Origin of the sequence: uncultured Psychroserpens sp., assembly GCF_947503375.1 — a bacterium.
GTDB lineage: Bacteria > Bacteroidota > Bacteroidia > Flavobacteriales > Flavobacteriaceae > Psychroserpens.
This window is the reverse complement of the sequence record NZ_CANNDQ010000005.1, coordinates 48797-74894: the sequence shown is the minus strand read 5'-3', so window position 1 is coordinate 74894 and position 26098 is coordinate 48797. Positions and strand designations below refer to the sequence as shown.

Below are 26098 nucleotides of genomic sequence, written 5' to 3'. Positions count from 1 at the left end.
CTTTTATCTCAATCGTGCTAAGGCTTCTTCTAGTTGATCTTGAGGTGCGCAAAGCGATATTCTTATATATCTATTTCCATTGGTGCCAAAAATGGTTCCAGGTGTAATAAAAATAGATTTCTCTTTTAATATTAAATCGATGTATTCTTCAGCGTTTAGATAATCTGGCAATTTTGCCCATACAAATAATCCAGTAGCATTTGAGTCATAGGTACAATTCAAAGCTTCAGCAATTTGCCATACAATTTGGCGTCTTTGCTCATAAACACTATTTAAACTTAGATACCACATGTCTGAACAATTTAGCGCTTCAATTGCTCCTTTTTGAATGCCTAGAAACATGCCTGAATCCATATTACTCTTCACACGCAAAACAGCATTGACATATTCACTTTTCCCTAACAACATTCCTACTCGCCATCCAGCCATATTGAAAGTTTTACTCAGCGAATTTAGCTCTAAACAGACCTCACTTGCATCTCGATATTTTAAAATACTTCTTGGGTAACGGTTTAGAATAAAACTGTAAGGGTTATCATTAACGATTAAAATATCATTGCGTTTAGCAAATGCTATTAAATCTTCAAAAAGTTTATTCGTAGCATTGGCTCCTGTTGGCATATGAGGATAATTTACCCACATTATTTTTACATTTTCAACACCTTTCATTTCAAGCGCTACTAAATCTGGATGCCAGTTATTATCTTCATCTAAATCATAATACACAGGCTTTGCTCCAACCAATTTGGTTACTGAACTGTACGTTGGATAACCTGGATTTGGTATAAGCACCTCATCACCTTCGTTTAGAAAAGCCATTGAAATATGTAAAATACCTTCTTTGCTTCCCATAAGAGGTAATACTTCAGTTAAAGGACTTAAAGGTACATTAAAGTGACGTTTATAAAAACCACATATGGCTTCTCTTAATTCTGGAACACCTTGGTAACTTTGATATTTATGAGCGCCATTTTCATTAAAGGTCTCAACTAATGCATTGAGCACACGCTCTGGCGGATTTAGATCTGGGCTTCCAATACCTAAATTAATTATAGGTTTACCTTGGGCCTTTAAAATATTGACCTCTCTCAGTTTTTTTGAGAAGTAATACTCTTCAACACTTTGTAATCGGTTAGCTAATTGGATCATCGCTTTGCATTTTTATATTCACCTAAAACTTTAAACTCTTCTGCCATTAATTTAACAATGGCTATTGCTTTTTCGTAGTCGTTGTATGACTCAAAACACACATCTACAAAAAAAGCATATTTCCAAGGTGTATCAATTTTAGGTAAGGATTGTATTTTAGTTAAATTTAACTTACAATCGCTTAAAACATTTAAAATAGTCGCTAAACTTCCTCTTTTATGGTCTAATTCAAATTTTAGAGACGCCTTATCTATATTTTTACTATTATTAGAAGTATTAGGTTTTTTTACTACCACAAACCGTGTTTCATTATGAGGTATGGTTTGAATACTTTCTGCTAAAATATCTAATTCAAAAATATCTGATGCTAATTTAGACGCTATTGCAGCTATATTTTTAAGTTGCTTTTCTTGAATTCGTTTTGCAACTTCAGCAGTGTCTTTATCCTCTATGAGTTTGATATGTGGATAATCTTTAAAAAATGCTTTACACTGCAATAATGCCATAGGATGAGAGTACACCTCTTCTATATCATTAATAGATTGATTAGGTAGTGCCATTAAGTGGTGCTGCACGTCTAAATAATGCTCTGCCACTATAATTAAATTATGTGCATCTATTAGCGCATAATTAGGAATAATAGATCCTGCAATAGAATTCTCTAACGCCATAATAACCGCATCACTATGATTGTTTAAAAGACACTCAACAGCATTTTCAAATGTGAGACATTCTTTCACAGTAATGTCTTTTTTAAAGTATTGCTGCGACACAATATGATGAAAAGACCCCTTAACGCCTTGTATAGCTACAGATGATATCAAATTTTACTTTATTTTTAATGCGTTACGAATCAATATTTATTCAAAAAAAAAATCCCGATTTTCATCGAGACTTATATTTAATTTATGTTTTAAAACTATACATACAACGTCTCGTTCTTTTCAGAAAAAAAGAAATAAAACCAGTTATAATATGTATGATTTGTCGTATTCATGTTAATTGTTGAAATGCTAAAGTAGGTAATATTTTTTCAAATCAAAATTGTTACTCATTTTTTTTTGTTTAGTTACTTATGTTTTGAAGAATTCATTATTAAATGGGTTAGCAATATGTATAATTGTTATTTTTGAATATTAAAATTAAGAATATGTCTATTGAAGTTGAAAATTTATCGAAAACTTATGGAAAACAATTGGCTCTTGACACCATTTCATTTACTGTAAATAAAGGTGAAATTGTAGGTTTTCTAGGTCCTAATGGTGCAGGAAAATCAACTTTAATGAAAATCTTAACAACCTATATCAACGCTTCTGATGGGCATGCAAAAGTTAATGGCTTTGATGTTTTGGATAAAAAACAAGAGGTACAAAAAAGTGTTGGTTATCTGCCAGAGCACAATCCGTTATATTTAGAGATGTTTGTTAAAGAGTATTTGAACTTTAATGCCAGTGTATACAATATTTCAAAACAACATGTAAATAAAGTGATCGAACTTACTGGATTAACACCTGAAGCACATAAAAAAATAGGGCAACTTTCAAAAGGTTACCGTCAACGTGTTGGTCTTGCCAATGCATTACTGCATGACCCTGAGGTTTTAATTCTTGACGAACCTACTACTGGACTTGATCCAAATCAATTGGTAGATATTAGACACTTAATCACTACAATAGGCAAAGACAAAACAGTATTTTTATCAACCCATATCATGCAAGAGGTTGAGGCCATATGTGATCGAGTCATAATAATCAACAAAGGAAAAATTGTTGCAGATAAAAAGCTAAAGAATTTACGTGAAGAAAAGGAGCAAATAGTTATTGTAGAGTTTGATTATCGAGTAGAAGATGCTTTTTTACTGAAACTTCCTAATGTAAAAAATGTAAAGAATACGCATGCCTTTATCTATGAAATTACATTTTCTACAACTGAAGATATGCGATCACATGTATTTGATTTTGCACATGATAACGAGTTGAAAATTCTTCAACTAAATCAAAAAAATGCAAGTTTAGAAAGTTTGTTTAGAGAGTCGACCTCAGAATAAAATTATTCAAAAACAAGTTCACCTGTATAAAATTGTTGAACATCTATTACTGGAGGAATGTTGACTAAAATGACATCTCCCGTGCTTCTTATTTCACCTGTAATAGACTGTTGCGGATTGAGTATCATGTCATTACTACTACGTTGAAAAATATCTATATGTTGCGCAATAAGGTTTCGTCCTTCAAAACGTGCGTCGCCAGAATAATATCCAACAAATAAATTATTTACTTCACCACTTATAAACATGCTCGATAAATTATTAATGGCACATTCTAATTCAATACAATCAACATTGAGATCAAAATTACCATCAGAATTTCCCTCAGAATTAAAATCTTCTGACACCAATTTTAACCTGTTATAACTTAAGACGCCTTCGCTCAATACTGTTAAACCAGAACTGTTTCTAATTTCAATAAGATTAGGTGCGCTTACATAAACTTTTGTTATTCCGTAATCTCGAGTAAGGTTACATGCATTGTTGTTAGCTATTATTAAACGATCATTTTCAACCTTTACCTCAATATCATTTAATAAGTATTCGCCTGTTTCTACAATAACGCTTTGAGTAGGTGCATCGGTAACTATGAGTTGTACACGTTCTAGAACTGTAATCCTTAGAAAGGAGCTTACATCAAACTCTTGCTGAACAATGTCTCCAGAGTTTTGTAAGCAATCAGGCACATCTTCACCATTGCAAGAAATTAGTAATACTGTAAATAGTATGTAAAGTATTTTTTTCATAATCTAACGCCTATCCCAAATTCTACAGCTTCAGCTTTAGCGCCATGAGATTTTAAGGTTATTGCTCCAAAAAGCTTATCTCCGAAATAACGCTTTAGCCCTATTCTATTATATACTTGCCCTTCAAAATCGTAAGGATAATATACATAATAGCCTAACTGAGTAATGATAGACATTTTGTTGATAAACAACTCATGTCCTACAAAAACACCAACACGTTTCCAGTCTTCATCTCCGCTTACATCAAGCTCAGGAAAAGCAACAGAATAAAAATAGATCAATTCTTCTAAAAACTTAGAAAAGAAGACATCTGTTCCTAATTGTATGGCGCTTTTTCTATTCAATCGTTTATCTGCATAAGCTGAGACTATATAAAATGGAAATTGACCAACGCCAATAATATCACTTTCATTAACACCTGTTCTAAATGCAATATTGTATTTAATCTTTTCTTTAAACTTCTTCTCTTCTGTAGATTGGATGTACTCAGGCTCATTTTCATAATCTAGTAAATAATTAGCCCCAATATTAAATGCTAAAGTATTTGTTGATGTATTTGGTGCTTTTATATTTGCATTAGAATAATGAATCACTGAAATTCCGGCTTGCAGACCAAAACCTTTAACGATGTTCTCTTTTTTATAATTGAGCATCATATAGGTAGTACTCAACAGGTCAGATCCATAAGCATTATTAGCAAAATTAGTTTCCTTATCGTAAGGTTTGGTAGTGTATGCAATACCTTGACCCACTCTTAAATTTAAGTGACGTTTAAAAAAATAAAAATTATAGTGTGCATATACGCTGTAATTCTCTCCTAGATTATAGTTTTTCATATCTTGATATATGAATGAAAATCCCCAATCAGGATAGTTATATCTACTTTCCCAGTCTTTAAAACCGTACGTTTTTCTATTATAACTTAAAATCAATCCTGTTGGATGATCTGTGATGAGATGAGAAATATCTGAATTATGCTCTAAAATAGTGCCATAGAACAAATTTACATCTAAGGTAAACCTGTTGACCGCTTCATCTTGAGAAAACAAGATACCATAGCATAATGATAAAAGAATAGCGAGGTAAAGTTTCATTGGTTTTATTCTGAAACAAAAGTAACAGAATAATTGAAATAACAGTTATGATAATTCTTTAAGAGCGGTCTTTAACAATTTAAATACGGTGACTATGTCTTCTTGTTTTGAAGTTCCGACAGATAATCTAAACCAGTTGGACGTTCTTGATGTTCCAAACGCATAAAATGGCACTATGGCTAATTTTGCTTGGCTTAACAAATAGCTCGTCACTTCTTCAATGGAGTTTAACTTGTGTCCGTTGGCTGTTGTTTTTCCAACTAGGTCAAATTGTACCGTTAAATATAGTGCTGCTTGAGGTTCTATAGCGTCTACTGAGAATCCCTCTTTTTTTAATAATTTGAATCCTTTATAAAACGTGTTCAATCGATTATTGAGTGCACTTTTGATTTGCTCTAAATAGTTAGAAACCGCTTGTGTCTGTTGCAAATAAGCAGCTGTAGCCATTTGTTCTGCCTTTGGCGACCAAGCACCAATATGGCTTAACATGGCTTTCATTTTATTAATGACATGGCTAGGACCAAATGCCCAACCTACACGAACACCAGTGGCTGCAAAAGCCTTAGAGATACCATCTACAAAAATAGTATAGTCACGCATTTCAGGCACTAATTCAACTGGATTATAATGCACAGTAGTGCCATAAGTTAATTGCCAATAGATTTGATCGTATAATACGTATAATGGTTTGATACCTAACTCTGCTCTACGCTTATTTTCGGCGACTACTAACTGTGAAATTTCTGTTAGAGTTACTTTATCAAATGTAGTCCCTGTTGGATTTAAAGGGGAACACAGTGCAATTAAATTAACATTTTCAAGATGTGGTTTTAAATCTTCAGCTGTTGGCATAAACTTATGCTCTGGTAGCGTTTCAACTATTACGCCTTTATTTCTTGCTAAGTAAGTGTAGGCATCGTTATTCCACGAAGGTACCGGATAGAGTACTGTATCTTCTACGTCTAAAACTGTTTGGTAAATGGCATATATTAATGGTCTAGCGCCTCCTGAAATTAAAATCTCATCTTTAGAATACACTAAACCTAAGTTTTTGTCTAAATAATCTGAAACCGTTTCTCGAAGCACTTCCATACCATTTGCTGTAGGATAATTGGTATGATCATTATGATAAGCTGATACAATCGCTTGCTTAAGTTCTTTCGGAATTGGAAAAATACTAGAATCAAAATCACCGATAGTTTGATTATATATGATTTCGCCTTTAGCTTTAAGAGCATTGACCTCTCCTGCAATTTTTATGATTTCCGATCCTTTTAAACCTTCAGACAATTTTGATGTTTTCATACCTATCTACTATAACGTTTTCGTGCTGCAAAAGTAAGGTTTCTAAACCTATTTTAGAAGTAGATTTGTCTTTTTTAAATTCACAATTAAGACCGTTATTTACCACAAAACCCTTAAGCGTTGACTAATAACAGAATACAAACACAAACACGTGAAAATTAGCACAGCTTATTAGATAATTTAATGATATCAGACAACAAGCCTCTTGCTGTTACAACTAATCCTGCTCCTGCGCCTTGAATCACCAAAGGAGATTCTGCATAAGCTTCGGTGTAGATCTCAAAAACTGAATCTGAGCCTTTGAGTTGTCCTAAAACCGATTGTCGTTCTTCAGAAATAAGTTTCACCTCTAGAACCTCAGTTAATACATCAAGCTCTCCAACATAACGCAATACTTTATTGTCAGGTAAGCTTGATTTCAATTTCAAAAAAGGTTGGTCCAATTCTTTAACTCTAGAATTAAATTGATGTAATGTTGTTTTACCATTAAGTTGTTTAGGCAATAGAGACTCTATTTTAACTTGATCTAATTCAGAAGTCAAACCTAGTTCTCTTCCTAAAATGAGTAGCTTTCTGGCAACATCAGCTCCTGAAAGATCTTCTCTAGCATCTGGCTCAGTAAATCCTAAGCTAGAAGCCTTAGAGAGCACTTTAGAAAACAATTCATCAGTGTTTGAAAACGTATTAAAGATATAACTCATAGAGCCTGAAAACACACCTCTGATCTTGTATATTTTGTCTCCAGAATTAAGCAAATTATTCACGATCTCAATGACTGGCAAACCTGCTCCAACGTTAGTTTCATAATGAAAATGCTTATTATATTTCGTTAAGTTTTGACGCAAGTTTTTATAAAAATCAAAATGTAATGTATTGGCAATTTTATTAGCTGAAACCAGATGAAATCCACTTTGGATCAACGGTAAATAGTTTTTAACAAAATCTTGACTTGCTGTAGTATCAACTACCACTAAGTTTTCATAATTCTTGGTCTTCACGTAATTGATAACGTCTTCAATTTTGTAAGGAACTGAGAACGCTTCAAAATCTGTCTCCCAAGAATTGGAAACAGTTTCATCTCTAAAAAAAACCAGTCTAGAATTGGCTATTACAGGTATTTTCAAGCTTATCCCTTGATGTTGTTTTAACCTATTTCTAGATTGATTGATTTGATTGATAAGTGTACTTCCAACTTTACCAATTCCGAATATGATGATATGTATTGTTTTCATTTGTAATTGATGTATTGATTTTAAAAATTGGCCTCAAAATCTGTTTGAGTTGTTCATATTCGATTAAAAAAGCATCATGACCGTGAATGGATTTAATTTCAGAGATGTTAACATTTTCCTTAACTAGTTTTGCTTCAACATAGGTGTTCCAGTTTTCTTCGGTTTTAAAAAATAAATCACTAGAAATAGTTACAATATGAATGTTCGACTTGATGCTACTCACAACCTCATTGAATGTGCTGCGATGCTTTGTAATGTCAATTGTTTTTAAAATTTGATTCATTAACTTATATGCTGAAAGATTAAATCTAGCCTTCAATGTTTTTCCATGGTGATCCAGCCAACTTTCCACATTGAATTGCATCTTGGTTTTTTCACTACGCTGAAACTTGTTGGTTAATGATTCTGGCGTTCTATATAAGGTCATAGCATGCATTCTGGCATCTGTTAATGGTGTTTTTGAATGATTTAAGATCGCATCTTGAATGTGACAGTTGGCTATGATCCAATCGGTAGATTTCCAATCGGTTGCAATAGGAATTAGGTGTTGAATGAAATTAGGTAGCAAAGCAGCCAACTCCCAAGCAATCCCACCACCTACCGAACCACCTATGACAGCAAAAATCTTATTGATTTTCAACGCTTTAAAACCTTCACTAAAGATTTCTGCAATGGTTCTAGCTGTAAAATCTTTATAATTCTCTATGCAATGTGCTTCAATCGAATCAAAACCGTTACCAGGAATATTAAATGCCAAAACGGTGAACAGGTTGGTATCAATGCATCTATCATGACCAATTAAATCAGTCCACCAACCGTCTGTACCACATACATTAGAATTACCTGTTAGTGCATGATTTACCAATACAATTGGAGCGGTATGTAAAGGTTTTCCAAAGAGTTGATATGACAATTGGATATCTTGAACCTTTCTAGAATGAACTCTGAAATCTGAGATTGAAATGTACTTTAAAGATGACATAGTAATAGATTTTTTAGTCACAGATGCTATACGTTATAATTGATGTACAGCATCTGTTTTTAAACACTAACTAAGATGGTTAAGCTAATACTGTTTTTTTAATCACTTCAAACGCGCTTTTTAAATCTTCCTTTAAATCATCAATATTTTCAATTCCAACAGATAATCGAATTAAATCTTTAGTAACTCCAGTACTCTCTTGGGCTTCATCACTTAATTGTTGATGTGTTGTACTTGCTGGGTGAATGATTAAAGATTTTGTATCACCAATATTAGCAAGTAGAGAGAATAGTTTTGTTGTATCTGCTATCTTCTTAGCCGATTCATAGCCACCTTTAACTCCAAATGTTACAATACCACTTTGTCCTTCAGATAGATATTTTTTTGCTAAATGTTTGTATGGACTGGTTTCTAATCCTGGATAATTCACCCAGTTGACTTCAGGTTGTTCTTGTAACCATTTGGCTAATTCTAGAGCATTCTCACTATGTTTCTTTATTCTAAGTTCTAAAGTTTCTAAGCCTTGAATGATTTGAAATGCATTAAATGGGCTCAAAGCACCACCATAATCTCGTAAACCTTCAATTCTTACCTTAGCAATAAATGCAGCAGCTTCTAAAGCATCACTGTAAACTAAACCATGATAACCTGCTGAAGGCTCAGTGAATTCTGGGAATTTTCCATTGGTCCAATCAAACGTACCAGCATCAATGATAACACCTCCTAAAGCTGTACCATTGCCATTAATATATTTTGTTAGTGAATGAATAACGATATTAGCTCCATAACTTATTGGGTTTAACAAGTATGGTGTAGCTACTGTATTATCAACAATTAAAGGCACTTTATAGGTCTTAGCATGTTTCGATATAGCTTCAATATCTAAAATATCTAATTTAGGATTTCCAAGAGATTCAATAAAAAAAGTACGTGTGTTTTCTTGAGCTGCTTTTTCAAAATTTTCAGGATCTGAAGGATCGACAAATGTTGTAGTAACACCATGTCTAGGTAGTGTCACACTTAACAAATTATAAGTACCTCCATACAAACTGTTAGAAGCCACAATATGATCACCGGCTTTTAAAAGAGTTAAAAGGGTTGTTGAAATAGCTGCGGTTCCTGAAGCCGTTACTACTGCTGCTATTCCACCTTCTAGTGCTGATAAACGTTCTTCAAGAATACCATTAGTAGGATTGTTGATTCTTGTGTAAATATGACCTGTTTCAGCTAAGGCAAAAAGATTAGCTGCATGATCAGCATCATTAAAAACATAAGCTGTAGATTGATAAATTGGTACTGCTCTAGTGCCTCCATTTTGATTTACATCATGACCTGCATGCAACGCTTTTGTTGCGAATTTTTGTGTACTCATTTTTCTAAGTTTTTGAGTTAATAACTAATTAAATCAAAAGTCAAATAAGCTCCGTTTGAAGCGTACTTATTAGAAAAATGTTAAAAAGAAAAAGGTAAATACAGATGAGTATTTACGCTGAGTTATCTATCCGAATGCAATAAATGAATTGCATTTCAAGTAGAATTTAGCACCTTCTTAATTGCTTAAGGGTTGCTAAGGCTTCTTCGGGTCTATTCCCTCCGCCTTTCTTGATAACATTTCAGTAAGTTTTTGAACTTTATGAACACAAATATTGCAACAGAAAAATTTAAAATCCAAATATTTCATAAAAAATTTAAATTAAATTAACTTTCTCTTTTATTTTTTTACTTTTGCCAAGGACTGAATTTAGAGGAAAAATTTGTCTGATTGCAACCTCATAAAAAAATGCTAAAAGCAGTTAGTTTACAACTTCTATAGCGACAAAGCAATCTCAAATATTTTCCAGAAAATATAATTATAGAACGTAATTTATGGCATATTTATTTACTTCAGAAAGTGTCTCTGAAGGTCATCCAGATAAAGTAGCAGATCAAATTAGTGATGCGCTAATAGACAATTTTTTAGCATTTGATAGTGACTCAAAAGTAGCTTGTGAAACTTTAGTTACCACTGGTCAAGTTGTACTTGCTGGCGAAGTAAAGTCTAACACATACTTAGACGTACAGAAAATTGCAAGAGATACCATAAATAAAATTGGCTACACTAAAAGCGAATACATGTTTGATGGAAATTCGTGTGGTGTATTCTCTGCTATTCATGAACAATCTGAAGACATCAATCGTGGTGTAGACAGAGCCAATAAAGAAGAGCAAGGTGCTGGTGATCAAGGAATGATGTTTGGTTATGCTACTAGAGAAACAGACAATTTTATGCCATTGGCTCTAGACCTCTCGCATAGAATTTTGAAAGAATTAGCCGAATTGAGACGTGAAAACAAAGAGATTACTTATTTACGTCCTGATTCAAAAAGTCAAGTTACTATAGAATACAGTGACGATAATATACCTCAACGCATAGATGCTATTGTAGTTTCGACTCAACATGACGACTTTGGAAGCGATGACGAGATGCTTGCTCGAATTAGAAAAGATATCATAGAAATCCTGATTCCTAGAGTTGTTGCTAATTTGCCTGAACACATTCAAGTCTTATTTAATGACAACATCACTTACCATATCAATCCTACTGGAAAATTTGTTATTGGTGGCCCTCATGGAGACACAGGTTTGACTGGACGAAAAATCATAGTTGATACTTATGGTGGAAAAGGAGCTCATGGTGGTGGCGCATTTTCTGGTAAAGATCCTAGTAAAGTTGACCGAAGTGCAGCTTATGCCACAAGGCATATTGCTAAAAATATGGTAGCAGCTGGCGTGTGTGATGAAATTTTAGTTCAGGTTAGTTATGCCATTGGTGTGGTTAAACCCACTTCAATTTTTGTAGACACTTATGGTACTTGTCCATTCAACTTGACAGATGGTGAAATTGCAGATAAGATTACTGAAATTTTTGATATGCGTCCTGCAGCAATAGAATCGCGTTTAAAATTACGTCAACCTATGTATAGTGAAACTGCAGCTTATGGTCATATGGGAAGAGAAACTGAAACCATTAGTAAAACCTTTGATCAACCTTATGGTGATCCTATTACTATGGATGTAGAATTATTTACTTGGGAAAAATTAGACTATGTAGATAAAGTTAAAGCTGCTTTTGGAATATAACACCTAGAAAACTTATTAATTAAAGCCTCAAAATTATATTTTGAGGCTTTAATTTTTGTTCGTAATTTGATAACATATACTTGTTTTTATATTCATTTAATAAACAACGGTATCAACTCCAATAAACAATTTCATGAAATTTAAAGCTCACATTCTAAATCCTCCTCTAAGTACTTATGTAGAATCTGTATTTCATTTTAAAGATTTCATGCCAGATCACTCAGTAGAACGAGTAATTCCAACAGGTCATCTCTATATTATTTTTGAATTAGACGGTTTTGAACGCTATACCTATGACAATAAAACATTAGAACCCAATGAGAGTTATAGTAAAGTCTGGGTCTCTGGGATGCATAAAAATCATATTTCGATCTCTGCACATCAAAATTCTGAGATGTTTGTTATTCAGTTTAAACCTTTTGGGCCTTATCCCTTTTTTCATTTTCCAATTCACGAATTGAACGAGAGCATAGTTCCTGCCGAGAACATCTTAGGTAAAGAAATACTTGAACTAAGAGCTTTTATATTAAATAAGCAATCAATAATTGAAAAATTCAAATGTGCTGAAGAATGGTTGACCATGAGGTATGATTCAAATAAAATACCTCCAGAAGAATTATTAGAAGTTATAAAAAAACTACAAGTAGAATCTGTATCTAATTACGGAAAGATTATTGACAACTACTCAAAAACACAAAAGCATTTAATTAATCAATTTAAAAAATATGTTGGTCTCACTCCTAAATATTATCAGCGTATTTTAAGATTCAATGAAATTTTACAACAAATTTATAAGTCAGAAAAAATTGAGTGGTCACAAGTCGCTTATCAATGCGAATATGCTGATCAATCACATTTTATCAAAGAGTTTAAACATTTTTCAGGGCTTAATCCACAGAAATTTATTCAACATGATTTTCATAACGACGAGCCTAACTTTTTTCCTTTAGACAGAAAAGGTTAATTTTTTACTATCCTACGTTTTTTTATTGAAGTAGTATTGTACTTCAATTTAAAAATAATCAAACTATGGATTTAATTGCAGCGCTTGAAAACATCAACTGGCTATCAGTTATTATAGCCGCTATTTCATCATTTCTTATCGGTGGTATATGGTATGGCCCAATCTTCGGAAAAGCTTGGATGACAGAATTTAACTTTACTGAAGAAGATCTAAAAAAAAGATCGCCTACAAAAACATTCGGACTTTCACTTCTTTTAGCTTTTATAGCTGCTTTAATTCTCGAAATGTTCATTGGCACAAAAGCCGATGTGATTTTTGGGACTATGGCAGGATTTTTTGCAGGTATAGGTTGGGTGAGTACGATGCTTGGTATTTTATATCTTTTTGAAATGAAATCGCTTAAAGCATTTTCTATAAATGCAGGCTATTGCACAATAACATTAACATTAATGGGCACCATCTTAGGTGCTTGGTAAACACATAAAATCATGGAAAAAGGGCTCTTAGAAAAAACAGGTAAATCTCTCGACTACTGGATAAAAGTTGTGAAAGCATCACAAATTGATAAACATAAAGCTATAATTGAATTTTTAAAAAACGAATATGGGTTTACGCATGGTTACGCTAATTTTGTATCATTAAAGGCTAGAAAAGCTGATGCTGAATCAATTGATGATAAGGATTTATTAAATAATCAATATAAAGGCAAAGCAAATTTGAGGCCAATTTATAATCAATTACTAGCAAACATATCTCAATTAGGGAATGATATTACCATAACACCCAAAAAAGATAGTGTAAGTTTTATTAGAAAACGGCAATTTGTTTTAGTAAAACCAGCTACTAAAACACGTATCGACTTAGGGTTGAAACTTAAAGGCGTAGATACTACTTCGAGACTTGAAAATTCAGGTCCATTTGGCGCTATGTGTACACACAGGGTTAGAATAAGCAGTCTAGAAGAACTTGATGAAGAACTTTTTTCTTGGATTAAAGAAGCTTATGAAAAGGCTAATTAGTGCTTCTTTAAAAAAGCTTTCTTTTGAATGAGAAAGCTTTTTTATTTCATTAATGTTTAAAAACTAAATCCAAAACTTCCTGTAATACCAAAACGTCTAGCATCAGGATTATCAAGATAGTTTCCTCTAAAGTTGAAATCTATTCGTAATATTTTAAAAATATTACCTACACCAAGACTATATTCATAATATATTTTTTCATCAGGTGCTATTAATGGGAATTCTAATGGATTTCCTGTAGTACTAAGTGCAATATTATCTTGAGACAATTCCCCCCAAACACCTCTTAAGCCTACAATGGCTCTTAAGTTATATTTCTTTAAAAAAGGGATTCTAGAGAAAATACGTCCATTAAAATTATGCTCTATATGCATAGATGCATAAGTATCGGTTACAAATTCATAAAAATCTAATTGAGGAAATGTGTTATAAATTGAAAAATAAGTTTGATTTCCTGGTATCACACTTAATAATCCTAAAGGCACATCACCAAAGGTTTTACCTGCCTCAACTGTGGTATATAAGCGACCAAATCCTCCTACTTGCCAAGGTTGTAAATAAGAAAACTGTAGCTTGGTATAATCAAAATCACTATTAAACCAATCACGATCACCTCTACTTATCTGTGCAAACAATCTGGCAAAATTATCATTTGAAATTTTTCTTTCCACACCAAAACCTGTCATTTTACGTTGTGGAAAATAGGATACTGATAATGAAGACTCAAACTGTTTTATTTCTGAAGAAACTCCTGTGATAGATTCAGGGTTATTATAATCTAAACTAAATGTGGTTGACGCAGACTCCAAAGTTCTGTAATTTCCACTCCATCTTAACACTAAATTCTTAGCTGGCTCAATTTCAAGCGAAAGTACCGAAAGGTTAATATTGGTCAGCTTATCATTTGCACCTGTACCAACTACTGCAGAAGAGGCTAAACTTCTTCCTAAAACATCTGTAGAAGTAGTAAGACTAGCTCCAATTTGTTCTACATCGCGTCGGTTTCCACCTGAAATTATAAATCGGCTTTTCTTATCGAGTAACCATTTCCCAGAGATACCATACTTGAATTTATCGTCTCTAAAACCATAAGCTAAAAACCCTTCTAATCGCCAAAGATCATTTGCTCCAAAATAGGTGCGGCCTCCTGTTCGCAACCTCAGCCCTTCTACCTCATTAAATCCAACTGTAGAAAAAATTGGTCCATAATCAAAATTAATACTAGGAAATTCAATATAACCTGAAGCTAGTATACTTCCTAGATTATAGAGCCTTTTAAATTTTTTAACTGTTTTGAGGGTATCTAACATCTTGTAGACTCCTTTTTCATCTTTATTTAAAGATTCTAAACGATTTTGCTCCCAAAAACTATCATCACGATTATAAACGGCCTCATCAAAGCTAAAAACCTCTTGATCATAGAACTCTTCATCTTTTACTTCGTCAAAAACATAATTATCGTAAAGTGTAGTGCGCTTACCATAGACACCTCGAGATTTTTCTTTTTTATTCAACGCAAAATCTGATAACATATAATCGCGCTTGATAAGAAATATCGAATCGTTCAATACTTCAAACTCTTGTTCAATATAGATCTCTTTTACCCAGTTGATATTAGCACTTTTTGAAGCTTGCAAATTGATATCCTTAATAGCGTATGTAGAATCATTTACCCAAAAATCACCTTTAAATGTCAATTCATTTTTTCGCCTTGGGTAATAGATAATATTATAACACCACTTGTTATCTATATATGCGCTATCTGATAAGATATAATTATACGTTTGCACTCCTGTTCGTGATAATGGACTAACAAAACTCTTATCAAAAAATTTGAGATAGTTGTCGTAAATATCAAAATCTGAATATAAGTCATCAACAAAATCAATAATGATCTGATTATTACTAAAACCAGAATTTTTATTTCCTTTTAAGTCTTCTTTTTCTTTATTAAGCAAGTTATCACCATAGACCTTACTAAAGGCTTCATTAATAAAAATAGGCAAATATGTTTTTCCAGTTACCTTAGAAGTATCTACTTCCTCAAAGACAAACTCCATACCTCTAAATAACTTACTCTTAATAAGTGCACTATCAATTGTATTAAGATCAAATTCTACCTTTTCATACTTATCATAATTATATTGCTTGAATTGACGTAAGCCATTTTTTCGCTTACGCTCCCATATTTTCTTAAGGATTCTAATTGCAGGGTTTTCAGACGCTTTTTTAGATTGCTTTCCTGTAACAATAACGACTTCATTAAGTGCTGAAGCTTCTTCTTTTAAAATAAACTTAAGATCGTAGTTAACTTTTTTCTCAAGTGGAATTTCAAGTGTTTCATAGCCTAAAAAAGAAATAACTACTGTTTCCCATGTGTTTTCAGACTCCAAATAAAATCTTCCGTTCTCATTTGTTATCGTTCCCTCTGTAGACCCTTTGAATAAAACGTTAGCAAAGGCAACAGGCTGGTCTGAATCGTCCAAAACGTAGCCACTAACTTTGGTTTGTGCATTTACAGAAAAGATTCCGAAGAAAAAGAAAAAAAGAAGTAGTTTAAGGTTCATAGGCAATTAAACTTCATCAACAATCATGCAAAAGGAGTCAATGAAGTTTATTAACGTAAAAAATTACGATTTATTAGATGGTTTAATAAAACCATTATGTATTAATATACATTACTTTTTTAACAGCTTTTATTACATCTTCACTATTAGGCAACCATTCTTCTAGTAATACAGGAGAATAAGGCGCTGGTGTATCAGCAGTATTTATTTTTACAATTGGAGCGTCTAGATAATCAAATGCTTCGGACTGAACCAAGTATGTGATTTCTGTAGCAACATTTCCAAATGGCCAAGCTTCTTCTAAAACTACAAGACGATTTGTTTTCTTTACCGACTTAACAATAGCTTTTCTATCCATAGGGCGAACGGTACGCAAATCAATAATCTCGCAAGAAATACCATCTTTTTCTAATTCTTCTGCAGCTTTATAAGCTTCTTTGATTATTTTTCCGAACGATACAATAGTAACGTCTGTACCTTCACGCTTTATTTCAGCTACACCTAACGGAATAGTATATTCTCCCTCAGGAACCTCACCTTTATCACCATACATCTGTTCACTTTCCATAAAAATTACTGGATCGTCGTCTCTTATGGCAGATTTTAATAATCCTTTAGCATCGTATGGATTTGAAGGCACAACCACTTTTAGTCCAGGCGTATTGGCAAACCAACTTTCAAAGGCTTGAGAATGTGTTGCAGCTAACTGTCCAGCAGAAGCTGTAGGACCACGAAAAACAATAGGGCATTTAAATTGTCCTCCAGACATTTGTCTGATCTTTGCTGCGTTATTTATAATTTGATCAATCCCAACCAACGAAAAGTTGAAGGTCATATATTCAACAATTGGTCTATTACCAGTCATGGTAGAACCAATTGCAACGCCAGCAAAACCAAGCTCTGCAATTGGTGTGTCAATTACACGCTTTGCACCAAACTCATCCAACATCCCTTTTGAAGCTTTGTAAGCTCCATTATACTCTGCCACTTCTTCACCCATTAAATAAATGCTTTCATCTCTTCGCATTTCTTCACTCATGGCTTCAGCAATAGCCTCTCTAAATTGAATTGTCTTCATGTATCTGTTTTTAAACGAATAGCAAAAATAATAATTATTGGTTAAAAATTAAGCTAGAATGAAATAATCAATCTATTGTTATTGGTCTAAAACTTAATAGATGTGATTTTATAGATCTATATTCCACTTTTTAATGATAAAATTTTGAATAATTGATGATTTTAAACAAAATCACTGAAGATTTAATAATCAAAATGAATAAAAATCAAATTTTCACAAAAATTTATTATGCGCGCATAGTAAAATTAGAATTATTATAATTATCTTCGTGCACTAGAAAAAATATACACTCAAAATAAATAATTTCGATATGAAAATATTAGTATGTATTAGCCATGTTCCTGATACGACTTCAAAGATCAATTTCACCGAAAACGACACTAAATTTGACACCAATGGTGTTCAATTTGTTATTAATCCAAATGACGAATTTGGCTTAACTCGTGCCATGTGGTTTAAAGAAAAACAAGGCGCAGAAGTTACTGTAGTTAACGTTGGTGGCCCAGAAACAGAACCAACGCTTCGTAAAGCTCTAGCTATTGGCGCAGACGCCGCAATAAGAGTCAACACTCAAGCTAAAGATGCTTTTCAAGTAGCAAAAGAACTCGCAAATGTGGTTAACGAAGGTGGTTATGACTTAGTGATTGCAGGTCGTGAATCTATTGATTATAATGGTGGTATGGTACCAGGAATGCTAGCAAGTTTAACTAACGCAAACTTTGTAACCAATTGCATAAACTTAGAAGTTAACGGCACGAATGCTACAGCAATGCGAGAAATTGATGGTGGTAAAGAAACTGTTTCAACAAGTTTACCACTAGTTATTGGTGGACAAAAAGGGCTTGTTGAAGAAAGTGACCTCCGCATTCCAAATATGAGAGGTATCATGATGGCACGTAAAAAACCATTATCTGTCGTTGAGCCAGCAAATGCAACTGTAGAAACGACATCTGTTAAATTTGAAAAGCCTGCGCCAAAAGGTGCTGTCACTTTAGTAGAAGCAGATAATATTGATGAACTAGTTAATTTACTACATAACGAAGCTAAAGTTATTTAATTAACCTTAAAAAGAAAAAAGATGTCAGTTTTAGTATATACAGAATCAGAACAAGGAAAATTTAAAAAAGTAGCTTTAGAAGTTGCTTCTTACGCTAAGGCAATTGCAAACCAAATGGGGACTTCAGTTACTGCTGTTGCCATTAATGCTGAAAACACTTCAGAATTGGGCAATTATGGTGTAGATAAAGTGTTAAGCATAACTAATGATGATTTAAACACCTTTAACGCAAATGCATACGCAAGTGCTATTGCTCAAGCTGCAAAACAGGAAAATGCTAGCGTAGTTGTCGTAAGTTCAAGTGCAGACAGCAAATATCTAGCTCCAATGCTAGCCATACAATTAGAAGCTGGTTATGCTTCTAATGTTGTTGAAGCACCATCAAGCACAACACCTTTTACGGTAAAACGTACCGCTTTTACCAATAAAGCATTTAATATAACAACCATAGATACAGAGACCAAAATCGTTGGTGTATCAAAAAACGCATTTGGATTAGTTGAATCAACAGGAAGTGCGACTTCAGAAGAATTCTCACCTTCAATACCTTCATCAGGAGTCACAGTCCAATCTGTAGATAAAGCTACAGATAAGGTTACAATTGCTGATGCAGAAATAGTAGTTTCGGCAGGAAGAGGATTAAAAGGTCCTGAAAATTGGGGAATGGTAGAAGAGTTAGCTGACGTTTTAGGTGCAGCAACTGCATGTTCTAAGCCAGTATCAGATTTAGGATGGAGGCCTCATAGTGAGCATGTTGGACAAACTGGAAAACCTGTTGCTTCAAACCTATATATTGCCATTGGTATTTCTGGTGCAATACAACATTTAGCTGGTATTAATGCATCTAAAGTTAAGGTTGTGATCAATACAGATCCTGAAGCACCTTTCTTTAAAGCTGCAGATTATGGAGTCGTAGGTGATGCCTTTGAAGTAGTACCTACACTCATCGAAAAATTAAAAGCATTTAAAGCCCAAAACGCATAATTTTTTTTAAATTGTGTTTTGAAAAGAGCTGTTTCAATTAGTTCTTTATACATAAATCTGCTCAAGGCAGTTGGTAAAGTCCTAATTTAAACAGTTCTTTGTGTTTTATATATTATGAGTTTAGTTAGATTAAACATAAAAGGAATTTCATATAGTCAAACCCAAAATGGCGCATATGCTTTAATTCTAAATGAAGTTGATGGTGATCGTAAACTTCCTATCGTAATTGGTGCTTTTGAAGCACAATCAATTGCTATCGCTTTAGAAAAAGAGATCAGACCTCCTAGACCACTTACTCACGACCTTTTCAAGAATTTTGCAGACCGTTTTGATATTGTAGTCAAGCAAGTGATCATTCATAAATTAGTAGACGGTGTATTTTATTCAAGTCTCATTTGCGAACGTGATAAAATTGAAGAAATTATTGACGCCAGAACTAGTGACGCTATTGCTTTAGCACTACGTTTTCAAGCACCAATTTTCACTTATAAGAACATCTTAGACAAAGCAGGAATCTATTTAAAAGTCAACCCTAAAAAAGCCGACGAAGAGCAAGACAGTATTTTGGTTGATGATTTTGTAGCAGAAGAAATCGAAGCTAGTGTTCAGGAAAATTATAAAGATAAAAGTTTAAAAGAATTACATACCCTTTTAGACGAAGCTGTTGCTAACGAAGATTATGAAAAAGCAGCCAAAATAAGAGACGAAATCTCCAAACGTTAAACATTTTCAGATGAAACATTTTTTACTAGCTATTGCAGCTATTTTTTTTGGATTAATATTACACGCGCAAGAGCTAGAAAAAAAATGGCAATTTGCCTCTGTTGAAAATGAAAATGGAACTTCATTATTTGAAATTGATAATTCCGATGTTTTTCATTTAAACTCTGGAGAATTTAATTATTCACTCAAGGCAAAAAATAATCTAAAGGCTTCTGGTGACTATATGTATCAGAATAAATTATTAGTATTGTATTATTCTCAACCCAATGACACCATTAGGAGGTATAAAATTTCAGAACTTACAGATTCTACTCTGGTTTTTGTTGAAAACAATATCGCATATAAATTCAAAACATCACAACCAATTGAAACTACTGTAATTAAAACTCAAGCATCTACTATAATCCCAAGCCAAGGCTTTTCATTTAATAGCTTGTGGAGAGGTGTCTTAGGAATGGTAACCTTAATTGTAATTGCTTTTTTGTTTAGTAGTAATCGCAAAGCTATAAATTGGAAAACAGTTGGAATTGGTTTAACATTTCAACTACTAATTGCCATTGGTGTTTTAAAAATTGACTTTATTAAATCTGTATTTGAATTCGTAGGGAAAATTTTTATAAAAATTTTAGGTTTTACACAATCAGGAAGTGAATTCCTATTTGGTGGTTTTATGGATGTAAATTCGTATGGATTCATATTTGCATTTCAAGTATTACCAACTATTTTATTCTTTTCGGCCTTAACTTCTGTATTATTTTATTTGGGAATCATTCAAAAAGTAGTGAAAGCTATGGGATGGCTTTTGACAAAAATTTTAGGAATTTCTGGAGCCAAAAGTTTAAGTGTAGCCGGAAACATCTTCTTAGGCCAAACAGAAGCTCCCTTATTAATTAAAGCTTACCTAGAGAAAATGAACAAGTCTGAAATATTACTTGTCATGATTGGTGGTATGGCTACAGTAGCAGGAGCGGTATTGGCAGCTTATATTGGTTTTCTTGGCGGTGATGACGAAGCTTTAAAATTAGTATATGCAAAGCATTTACTAGCCGCTTCAGTGATGGCTGCTCCTGGCGCTATAGTAATTTCAAAAATTTTATACCCACAAACCGAAGATGTAAATACTGATGTTACCGTTTCACAAGAAAAAATAGGTTCAAACTTCTTAGATGCTATTGCAAATGGTACCACTGAAGGCTTAAAACTCGCTGTTAATGTTGGTGCCATGTTACTCGTATTTGTAGCTTTTATTGCAATGATTAATTATGGTTTACTAAAAATTGGAACTATTGGAGGCTTAAATGAATGGGTTAGTGCGAACTCACCTTACAGCGCATTCTCATTAGAAGCTATTTTAGGAACTATATTTTATCCTCTGATGTGGCTTATTGGTGTAGCTAAAGAAGATGCAATGCTCATGGGACAGCTCTTAGGCATTAAATTAGCAGCTAGCGAGTTTGTTGGCTATATACAATTAGCCGATTTAAAGAATGTTGCTAATGCAACTCACCTAAACTACGAAAAATCAATTATCATGGCAACCTACATGCTTTGTGGCTTTGCAAATTTTGCATCTATTGGTATTCAAATTGGTGGCATTGGTTCATTAGCACCTGGTCAAAGAAAACAACTTTCAAAATTTGGTATGAAAGCGCTCATTGGTGGCACACTTGCCTCGCTTATTTCTGCTACAATAGCAGGCATGATTATTGGCTGATTTTTAATTAACTATCGTTAATAACTTTTAATATTATAAAGGCCATAATCCTTAAAGATTACATGCTAATTTTTATTTTTATTTCTTGAAAAATTAATCTACAAATTAGAGTGTTTTCGCCTTAATAAATACTGAATTATGAAGCAATACCACGACCTAGTTAAGCACGTACTAGAACAAGGAAACGAAAAAGGAGATCGTACTGGAACTGGTACTAAAAGTGTTTTTGGATATCAAATGCGTTTTGATCTAAGTGAAGGATTTCCAATGGTGACCACTAAAAAACTGCATTTAAAGTCAATTATATACGAATTACTTTGGTTTTTAAAAGGTGATACTAACATTGACTATTTAACCGAAAATGGAGTACGTATATGGAATGAATGGGCCGATGAAAATGGAGATCTAGGACCAGTTTATGGTCATCAATGGCGCAATTGGAATAGTGATGAAATAGATCAAATCAAAGACGTTATCCATACATTGAAACACAATCCTAACAGTAGACGCATGCTCGTTTCTGCCTGGAATCCATCAGTACTACCAGACACCTCAAAATCATTCAGTGAAAATGTTGCCAACGGTAAAGCAGCATTGCCTCCTTGTCATGCTTTTTTTCAGTTTTATGTTGCTAATGGTAAATTATCCTGTCAATTGTACCAACGAAGTGCAGATATTTTCTTAGGTGTTCCTTTCAATATTGCATCCTATGCTTTATTCACTTTGATGATGGCTCAGGTCTGCGGTTATGAAGCAGGTGAGTTTATACATACATTTGGTGATGCTCATATTTACAGTAACCATTATGAACAGTTAGAGTTGCAATTGTCACGAGATATTAGACCACTTCCTAAAATGAAGCTTAATCCTGAAGTAAAAGATATTTTCGATTTTAATTTTGAGGACTTTACTTTGATTGATTATAATCCACACCCTCACATTAAAGGTATAGTTGCTGTATAAGTTATTTTATGAAATATATTAACAGCTATAATCTTAAGCTGTTCTGTTTATCCACAAGAATTTGCCTTAGATGACAAGCGTTTAAAATACTTTGTATACAGAAACTGTGAGAAAACCTCAACTAATGAAGAGCTTAAGAAATGTTCTCAAAAAAATTATGAGTTTTATTAAACTGAGTTTAGATTATGATATGGCAGATTGTCTTTTCCTTAGAAAAGTGCAGTAAAAAAAGCACGCTTTTATTGAACGTGCTTTTTAAAATTTTTAAAAACTTAGATCTTTATACATTTAGAACACTATTCTCAGCAGCAGCATAATCGCTCCATGCATAAGCGTCTGCTTGATCATCGTTTGTCCATTGACCATCAACAATATATCTAAACTCGTAGGAGTTGTCTTTTTCTAAATCTACAGTTCCTTTAAAAGTTCCGTTTTTTAATTTTTTCAATTGAACTGCTTTCTTTTGATTCCATTCATTAAATGTTCCAACAACTGCTACTTTTTTTGCCGTTTCAGTTGGCACAGTAAACGTCACTTTACAAACTGGTCTACTCTTTAAATATTGCTTAGTAATTGCCATAATAATTAGGTTTTTATTTTAAGCAAATGTATAAAAGAATACATGCTGTTCTCCGTATAATTTAATAATAAACTAAAGAATTATCAATTTAATAAAATCAAGTACCATTTATTTTAAACTATCAAAAAAAATCAATCAAAAATTAATGAATCATCAAATAAAAAATCATCCATTAAATACTGATTTTCAGTGTTTTTACAACGACAACGTTTGCGTAAAACCTCTAATATTTAACCCCGTAATTATTACAACGTTTGCGTTAAAAATACTAACTTTACATTTACATTATTTATAATCATGTTCGGAAAAAAGAAAGTAAACCCTCAAATAGATCAAGAGCAATTGGCTCTTATCAAAGCCGCCGAAAAACGCATCAAACAAAAAAGATATTTGTATCTTCATTTTGTAGTATTTTTAATAGGTGCTGTTTTTCTAATTTTAGCAAATACTGTATTAGGAATTGGTAAAGACACTACTTTTTTCAATATTGATTGGTTTGTATATGCCATTCTTATCTGGCTCTTCTTGTTTTTATACCATTTTATTAATGTTTTTATAACTCATAACTTTATGGGTAAAGATTGGGAAGATCAACAACGTGAGGCATTGGTTGCTAAACAACAAGAACGTATAGAACAATTAAAGCAAGAGTACTTAAAGGAAGAAAAGCACATTGCTAAAACACAAGCCTACAATGAAACTTTAGGTAACATCTCTAGCGATCAAAAAAAAAAGACTAAGCTTACAATAATTGTCGCAGCTGGAGAAAACAATGCCATAGGTAAAGACAATGATTTAATCTGGCACTTGAGTGATGATTTAAAACGATTCAAATCTTTAACCAATGGGCATCACATTATTATGGGCCGAAAAACATTTGAAAGTTTTCCAAAACCACTACCCAATCGCACCCATATAGTAATTACGAGACAAGAAGCTTATTCTGTTCCTGATGGTGTAATTGTTGTAAACTCATTAGAAGATGCATTAGATGCCGCTAAAAAAGATATGCAACCTTTTATAATTGGTGGTGGTGAAATTTATAAACAATCTTTAGCTTTAGCAGATAAAATTGAAATTACGCGTGTACATGCAACATTTCAAGATGCTGACACGTTCTTCCCTGAAATAAACACTTCTATTTGGAAAGAAACACACAGTGAATTTCATGAAAAAGATAATAAGCACCAATATGCATTTACGTTTATCACCTATGAAAGGCGATAGTATTTAAAACATACTTGAAACTCAAAAGCGCTAAACATTATAACTATTATAAAAACTGTTAAGAAGACACTTCAGTAGACTTAAAGAATTAAGATATTATTCCTATTTTTGTCGCGTAATATTGACATCAATGAACGCATACGTATTTCCAGGTCAAGGAGCACAATTCTCAGGAATGGGATTAGACCTCTATGAAAACTCTCCTTTAGCACAAGAATTATTTGAGAAGGCAAATCATATTTTAGGGTTTCCTATTACAGATATCATGTTTGAAGGTTCTGTAGAAGATTTAAAAGAAACCAAAGTTACTCAACCAGCAATCTTTTTACATTCAGTTATTTTAGCTAAAACTCTAGGAGATAATTTCAAACCAGATATGGTTGCTGGTCACTCTCTAGGTGAGTTTTCGGCTTTAGTTGCTAATGGAACATTAAACTTCGAAGACGGCTTAAGACTTGTGTCTCAACGTGCTCAAGCCATGCAAAAAGCTTGCGAACTTCAACCAAGTACAATGGCTGCTGTTTTAGGTTTAGATGATGATGTTGTTGAGAAAGTTTGCGCTACAACAGACGGTGTCGTTGTTGCTGCAAATTACAACTGCCCAGGACAATTAGTGATCTCTGGTGAAATAGATGCTATTAATAAGGCATGTGAGTCTTTAAAAGAAAAAGGTGCTCGACGTGCATTAGTGTTACCTGTTGGTGGTGCATTTCACTCGCCTTTGATGGAACCAGCTCGGGAAGAATTGGCTGCGGCTATTGAAAACACCATATTTAGTAAGCCAAATTGCCCAATATATCAAAATGTAACTGCAAATGCAGTACATGATGAAGATACCATAAAAGCAAACTTAATATCTCAGTTAACAGCTCCTGTGCGTTGGACACAATCTGTTCAACAGATGATTGCTGATGGCGCAACACACTTCACAGAAGTTGGTCCAGGAAAAGTATTACAAGGCCTTGTTAAGAAAATCAACAGAGAAACCGAAACAGCATCTGCAACTTTTGAAACTAACGCTTAAGAGAGTTTATGAAATTATCTAGAAATGTAGGAATCATTGTATTGATTGCGGTAAACATAGCTATTGATCAAATCTCTAAAGTATTAGTGCGAGCTAATTTTGCTTACAGAGAAGTCAAACAACTTATTGGAGATACACTTGTAATGCAATATGTTGAAAACGAAGGTGCATTCTTAGGCATGGGAAGTGATATGAATCCTACCCTAAAAGTTCTATTTTTATTAGTACTACCTGTACTAGTATTGGGCTACCTAATTTATTATATTATCACAAATAAAGGCTTAGATAAAATAAGCGTAATAGCTTTGTCGTGTATTGCAGGTGGAGGAATAGCTAATGTTTTTGATCGAATCGCTTTTGGGAAGGTGACAGATTTTTTCTTTATCGATCTAGGCGGCGTTTTTAAAACTGGCATCTTTAATGTAGCAGATATGTCTGTTACTTTCGGAATGATCGTACTTTTCTACGCCTCGTTCTTTTCAAAACATAAAAGTAAAATTAACAGTTAAAAAATCTTACGTAA

General features: G+C 33.3%; 24 protein-coding genes and 1 riboswitch. Of the genes, 13 read left to right on the top strand and 11 right to left on the bottom strand.

Going from position 1 to position 26098, the window contains the following annotated elements; all coding sequences use genetic code 11:
- Positions 1-3: 3 nt before the first annotated feature.
- Both Q0876_RS09715 and Q0876_RS09710 read right to left on the bottom strand, forming a co-directional pair.
- Entirely contained in the window at positions 4-1149 is a 1146-nt protein-coding gene (locus Q0876_RS09715; RefSeq protein WP_299226955.1) for an aminotransferase class I/II-fold pyridoxal phosphate-dependent enzyme, read from the bottom strand.
- Positions 1146-1973, bottom strand: coding sequence for a prephenate dehydratase (locus Q0876_RS09710; protein WP_299226952.1), 828 nt, complete (start codon positions 1971-1973; stop codon positions 1146-1148). Before Q0876_RS09710 ends, Q0876_RS09715 begins: the two co-directional genes overlap by 4 nt.
- 326 nt (positions 1974-2299) lie before the next feature.
- On the opposite strand from Q0876_RS09710, the gene gldA reads away from it, so the two are divergent.
- Positions 2300-3196 carry a gliding motility-associated ABC transporter ATP-binding subunit GldA gene (gldA, locus tag Q0876_RS09705; RefSeq protein WP_299226949.1) on the top strand — a complete coding sequence of 299 codons (897 nt, stop codon included), beginning with the start codon at positions 2300-2302 and terminating at the stop codon, positions 3194-3196.
- Between the two features lie 2 nt (positions 3197-3198).
- Here gldA and Q0876_RS09700 read toward each other — a convergent pair whose 3' ends face one another.
- The 6 genes from Q0876_RS09700 to Q0876_RS09675 all read right to left on the bottom strand — a co-directional run bounded on the left by Q0876_RS09700 (position 3199) and on the right by Q0876_RS09675 (position 9927).
- Positions 3199-3942, bottom strand: a complete 744-nt coding sequence (locus Q0876_RS09700) for a head GIN domain-containing protein (RefSeq protein ID WP_299226946.1) — start codon at positions 3940-3942, stop codon at positions 3199-3201.
- Entirely contained in the window at positions 3939-5036 is a 1098-nt protein-coding gene (locus tag Q0876_RS09695) for an acyloxyacyl hydrolase (protein WP_299226943.1), read from the bottom strand. Before Q0876_RS09695 ends, Q0876_RS09700 begins: the two co-directional genes overlap by 4 nt.
- 45 nt (positions 5037-5081) lie before the next feature.
- Complete coding sequence (locus Q0876_RS09690; protein WP_299226940.1) at positions 5082-6341, bottom strand: pyridoxal phosphate-dependent aminotransferase; 1260 nt, start codon at positions 6339-6341, stop codon at positions 5082-5084.
- Between the two features lie 158 nt (positions 6342-6499).
- Entirely contained in the window at positions 6500-7573 is a 1074-nt protein-coding gene (locus Q0876_RS09685; RefSeq protein WP_299226937.1) for an aspartate kinase, read from the bottom strand.
- Complete coding sequence (locus Q0876_RS09680; RefSeq protein ID WP_299226933.1) at positions 7536-8555, bottom strand: alpha/beta fold hydrolase; 1020 nt, start codon at positions 8553-8555, stop codon at positions 7536-7538. Before Q0876_RS09680 ends, Q0876_RS09685 begins: the two co-directional genes overlap by 38 nt.
- 79 nt (positions 8556-8634) lie before the next feature.
- Positions 8635-9927: an O-acetylhomoserine aminocarboxypropyltransferase/cysteine synthase family protein gene (locus tag Q0876_RS09675; protein ID WP_299226930.1), complete on the bottom strand. Its 1293-nt coding sequence runs from the start codon at positions 9925-9927 to the stop codon at positions 8635-8637.
- 119 nt (positions 9928-10046) lie between these two features.
- A riboswitch (SAM riboswitch) is annotated at positions 10047-10167 on the bottom strand.
- A gap of 254 nt (positions 10168-10421) precedes the next feature.
- On the opposite strand from Q0876_RS09675, the gene metK reads away from it, so the two are divergent.
- The 4 genes from metK to Q0876_RS09655 all read left to right on the top strand — a co-directional run bounded on the left by metK (position 10422) and on the right by Q0876_RS09655 (position 13658).
- Entirely contained in the window at positions 10422-11675 is a 1254-nt protein-coding gene (metK, locus tag Q0876_RS09670) for a methionine adenosyltransferase (RefSeq protein WP_299226927.1), read from the top strand.
- A 133-nt stretch (positions 11676-11808) separates the two neighbouring features.
- Positions 11809-12639, top strand: a complete 831-nt coding sequence (locus tag Q0876_RS09665; RefSeq protein ID WP_299226924.1) for an AraC family transcriptional regulator — start codon at positions 11809-11811, stop codon at positions 12637-12639.
- A gap of 65 nt (positions 12640-12704) precedes the next feature.
- Positions 12705-13115: a DUF1761 domain-containing protein gene (locus tag Q0876_RS09660; RefSeq protein ID WP_299226921.1), complete on the top strand. Its 411-nt coding sequence runs from the start codon at positions 12705-12707 to the stop codon at positions 13113-13115.
- Between the two features lie 12 nt (positions 13116-13127).
- Positions 13128-13658, top strand: a complete 531-nt coding sequence (locus Q0876_RS09655) for a DUF5655 domain-containing protein (RefSeq protein ID WP_299226918.1) — start codon at positions 13128-13130, stop codon at positions 13656-13658.
- A gap of 56 nt (positions 13659-13714) precedes the next feature.
- Here Q0876_RS09655 and Q0876_RS09650 read toward each other — a convergent pair whose 3' ends face one another.
- Both Q0876_RS09650 and Q0876_RS09645 read right to left on the bottom strand, forming a co-directional pair.
- Complete coding sequence (locus Q0876_RS09650) at positions 13715-16225, bottom strand: DUF5686 and carboxypeptidase-like regulatory domain-containing protein (protein ID WP_299226915.1); 2511 nt, start codon at positions 16223-16225, stop codon at positions 13715-13717.
- A 94-nt stretch (positions 16226-16319) separates the two neighbouring features.
- Complete coding sequence (locus Q0876_RS09645; protein ID WP_299226912.1) at positions 16320-17303, bottom strand: pyruvate dehydrogenase complex E1 component subunit beta; 984 nt, start codon at positions 17301-17303, stop codon at positions 16320-16322.
- 310 nt (positions 17304-17613) lie between these two features.
- Here Q0876_RS09645 and Q0876_RS09640 point away from each other — a divergent pair, with 310 nt between their 5' ends.
- The 5 genes from Q0876_RS09640 to Q0876_RS09620 all read left to right on the top strand — a co-directional run bounded on the left by Q0876_RS09640 (position 17614) and on the right by Q0876_RS09620 (position 22744).
- Positions 17614-18360, top strand: a complete 747-nt coding sequence (locus Q0876_RS09640) for an electron transfer flavoprotein subunit beta/FixA family protein (RefSeq protein ID WP_299226910.1) — start codon at positions 17614-17616, stop codon at positions 18358-18360.
- Positions 18361-18381: 21 nt separating this feature from the next.
- A complete protein-coding gene (locus Q0876_RS09635) occupies positions 18382-19344 on the top strand; it encodes an electron transfer flavoprotein subunit alpha/FixB family protein (protein ID WP_299226907.1) in 963 nt (320 codons plus the stop codon).
- 114 nt (positions 19345-19458) lie between these two features.
- Positions 19459-20067, top strand: a complete 609-nt coding sequence (locus Q0876_RS09630; protein WP_299226904.1) for a bifunctional nuclease family protein — start codon at positions 19459-19461, stop codon at positions 20065-20067.
- A 10-nt stretch (positions 20068-20077) separates the two neighbouring features.
- Complete coding sequence (locus tag Q0876_RS09625; RefSeq protein ID WP_299226901.1) at positions 20078-21781, top strand: nucleoside transporter C-terminal domain-containing protein; 1704 nt, start codon at positions 20078-20080, stop codon at positions 21779-21781.
- A 138-nt stretch (positions 21782-21919) separates the two neighbouring features.
- Positions 21920-22744, top strand: a complete 825-nt coding sequence (locus Q0876_RS09620) for a thymidylate synthase (RefSeq protein WP_299226897.1) — start codon at positions 21920-21922, stop codon at positions 22742-22744.
- 280 nt (positions 22745-23024) lie between these two features.
- Here the strand turns inward: Q0876_RS09620 and Q0876_RS09615 are convergent, their stop codons facing one another.
- Complete coding sequence (locus Q0876_RS09615) at positions 23025-23324, bottom strand: isoamylase early set domain-containing protein (RefSeq protein WP_299226894.1); 300 nt, start codon at positions 23322-23324, stop codon at positions 23025-23027.
- 297 nt (positions 23325-23621) lie between these two features.
- Here Q0876_RS09615 and Q0876_RS09610 point away from each other — a divergent pair, with 297 nt between their 5' ends.
- From Q0876_RS09610 to lspA, 3 genes are all read left to right on the top strand, one after another.
- Positions 23622-24551, top strand: a complete 930-nt coding sequence (locus Q0876_RS09610) for a dihydrofolate reductase (RefSeq protein WP_299226891.1) — start codon at positions 23622-23624, stop codon at positions 24549-24551.
- A gap of 130 nt (positions 24552-24681) precedes the next feature.
- Entirely contained in the window at positions 24682-25575 is an 894-nt protein-coding gene (gene fabD, locus Q0876_RS09605; RefSeq protein ID WP_299226888.1) for an ACP S-malonyltransferase, read from the top strand.
- 8 nt (positions 25576-25583) lie between these two features.
- Positions 25584-26084, top strand: coding sequence for a signal peptidase II (gene lspA, locus Q0876_RS09600; protein WP_299226885.1), 501 nt, complete (start codon positions 25584-25586; stop codon positions 26082-26084).
- Positions 26085-26098 lie beyond the last annotated feature (14 nt).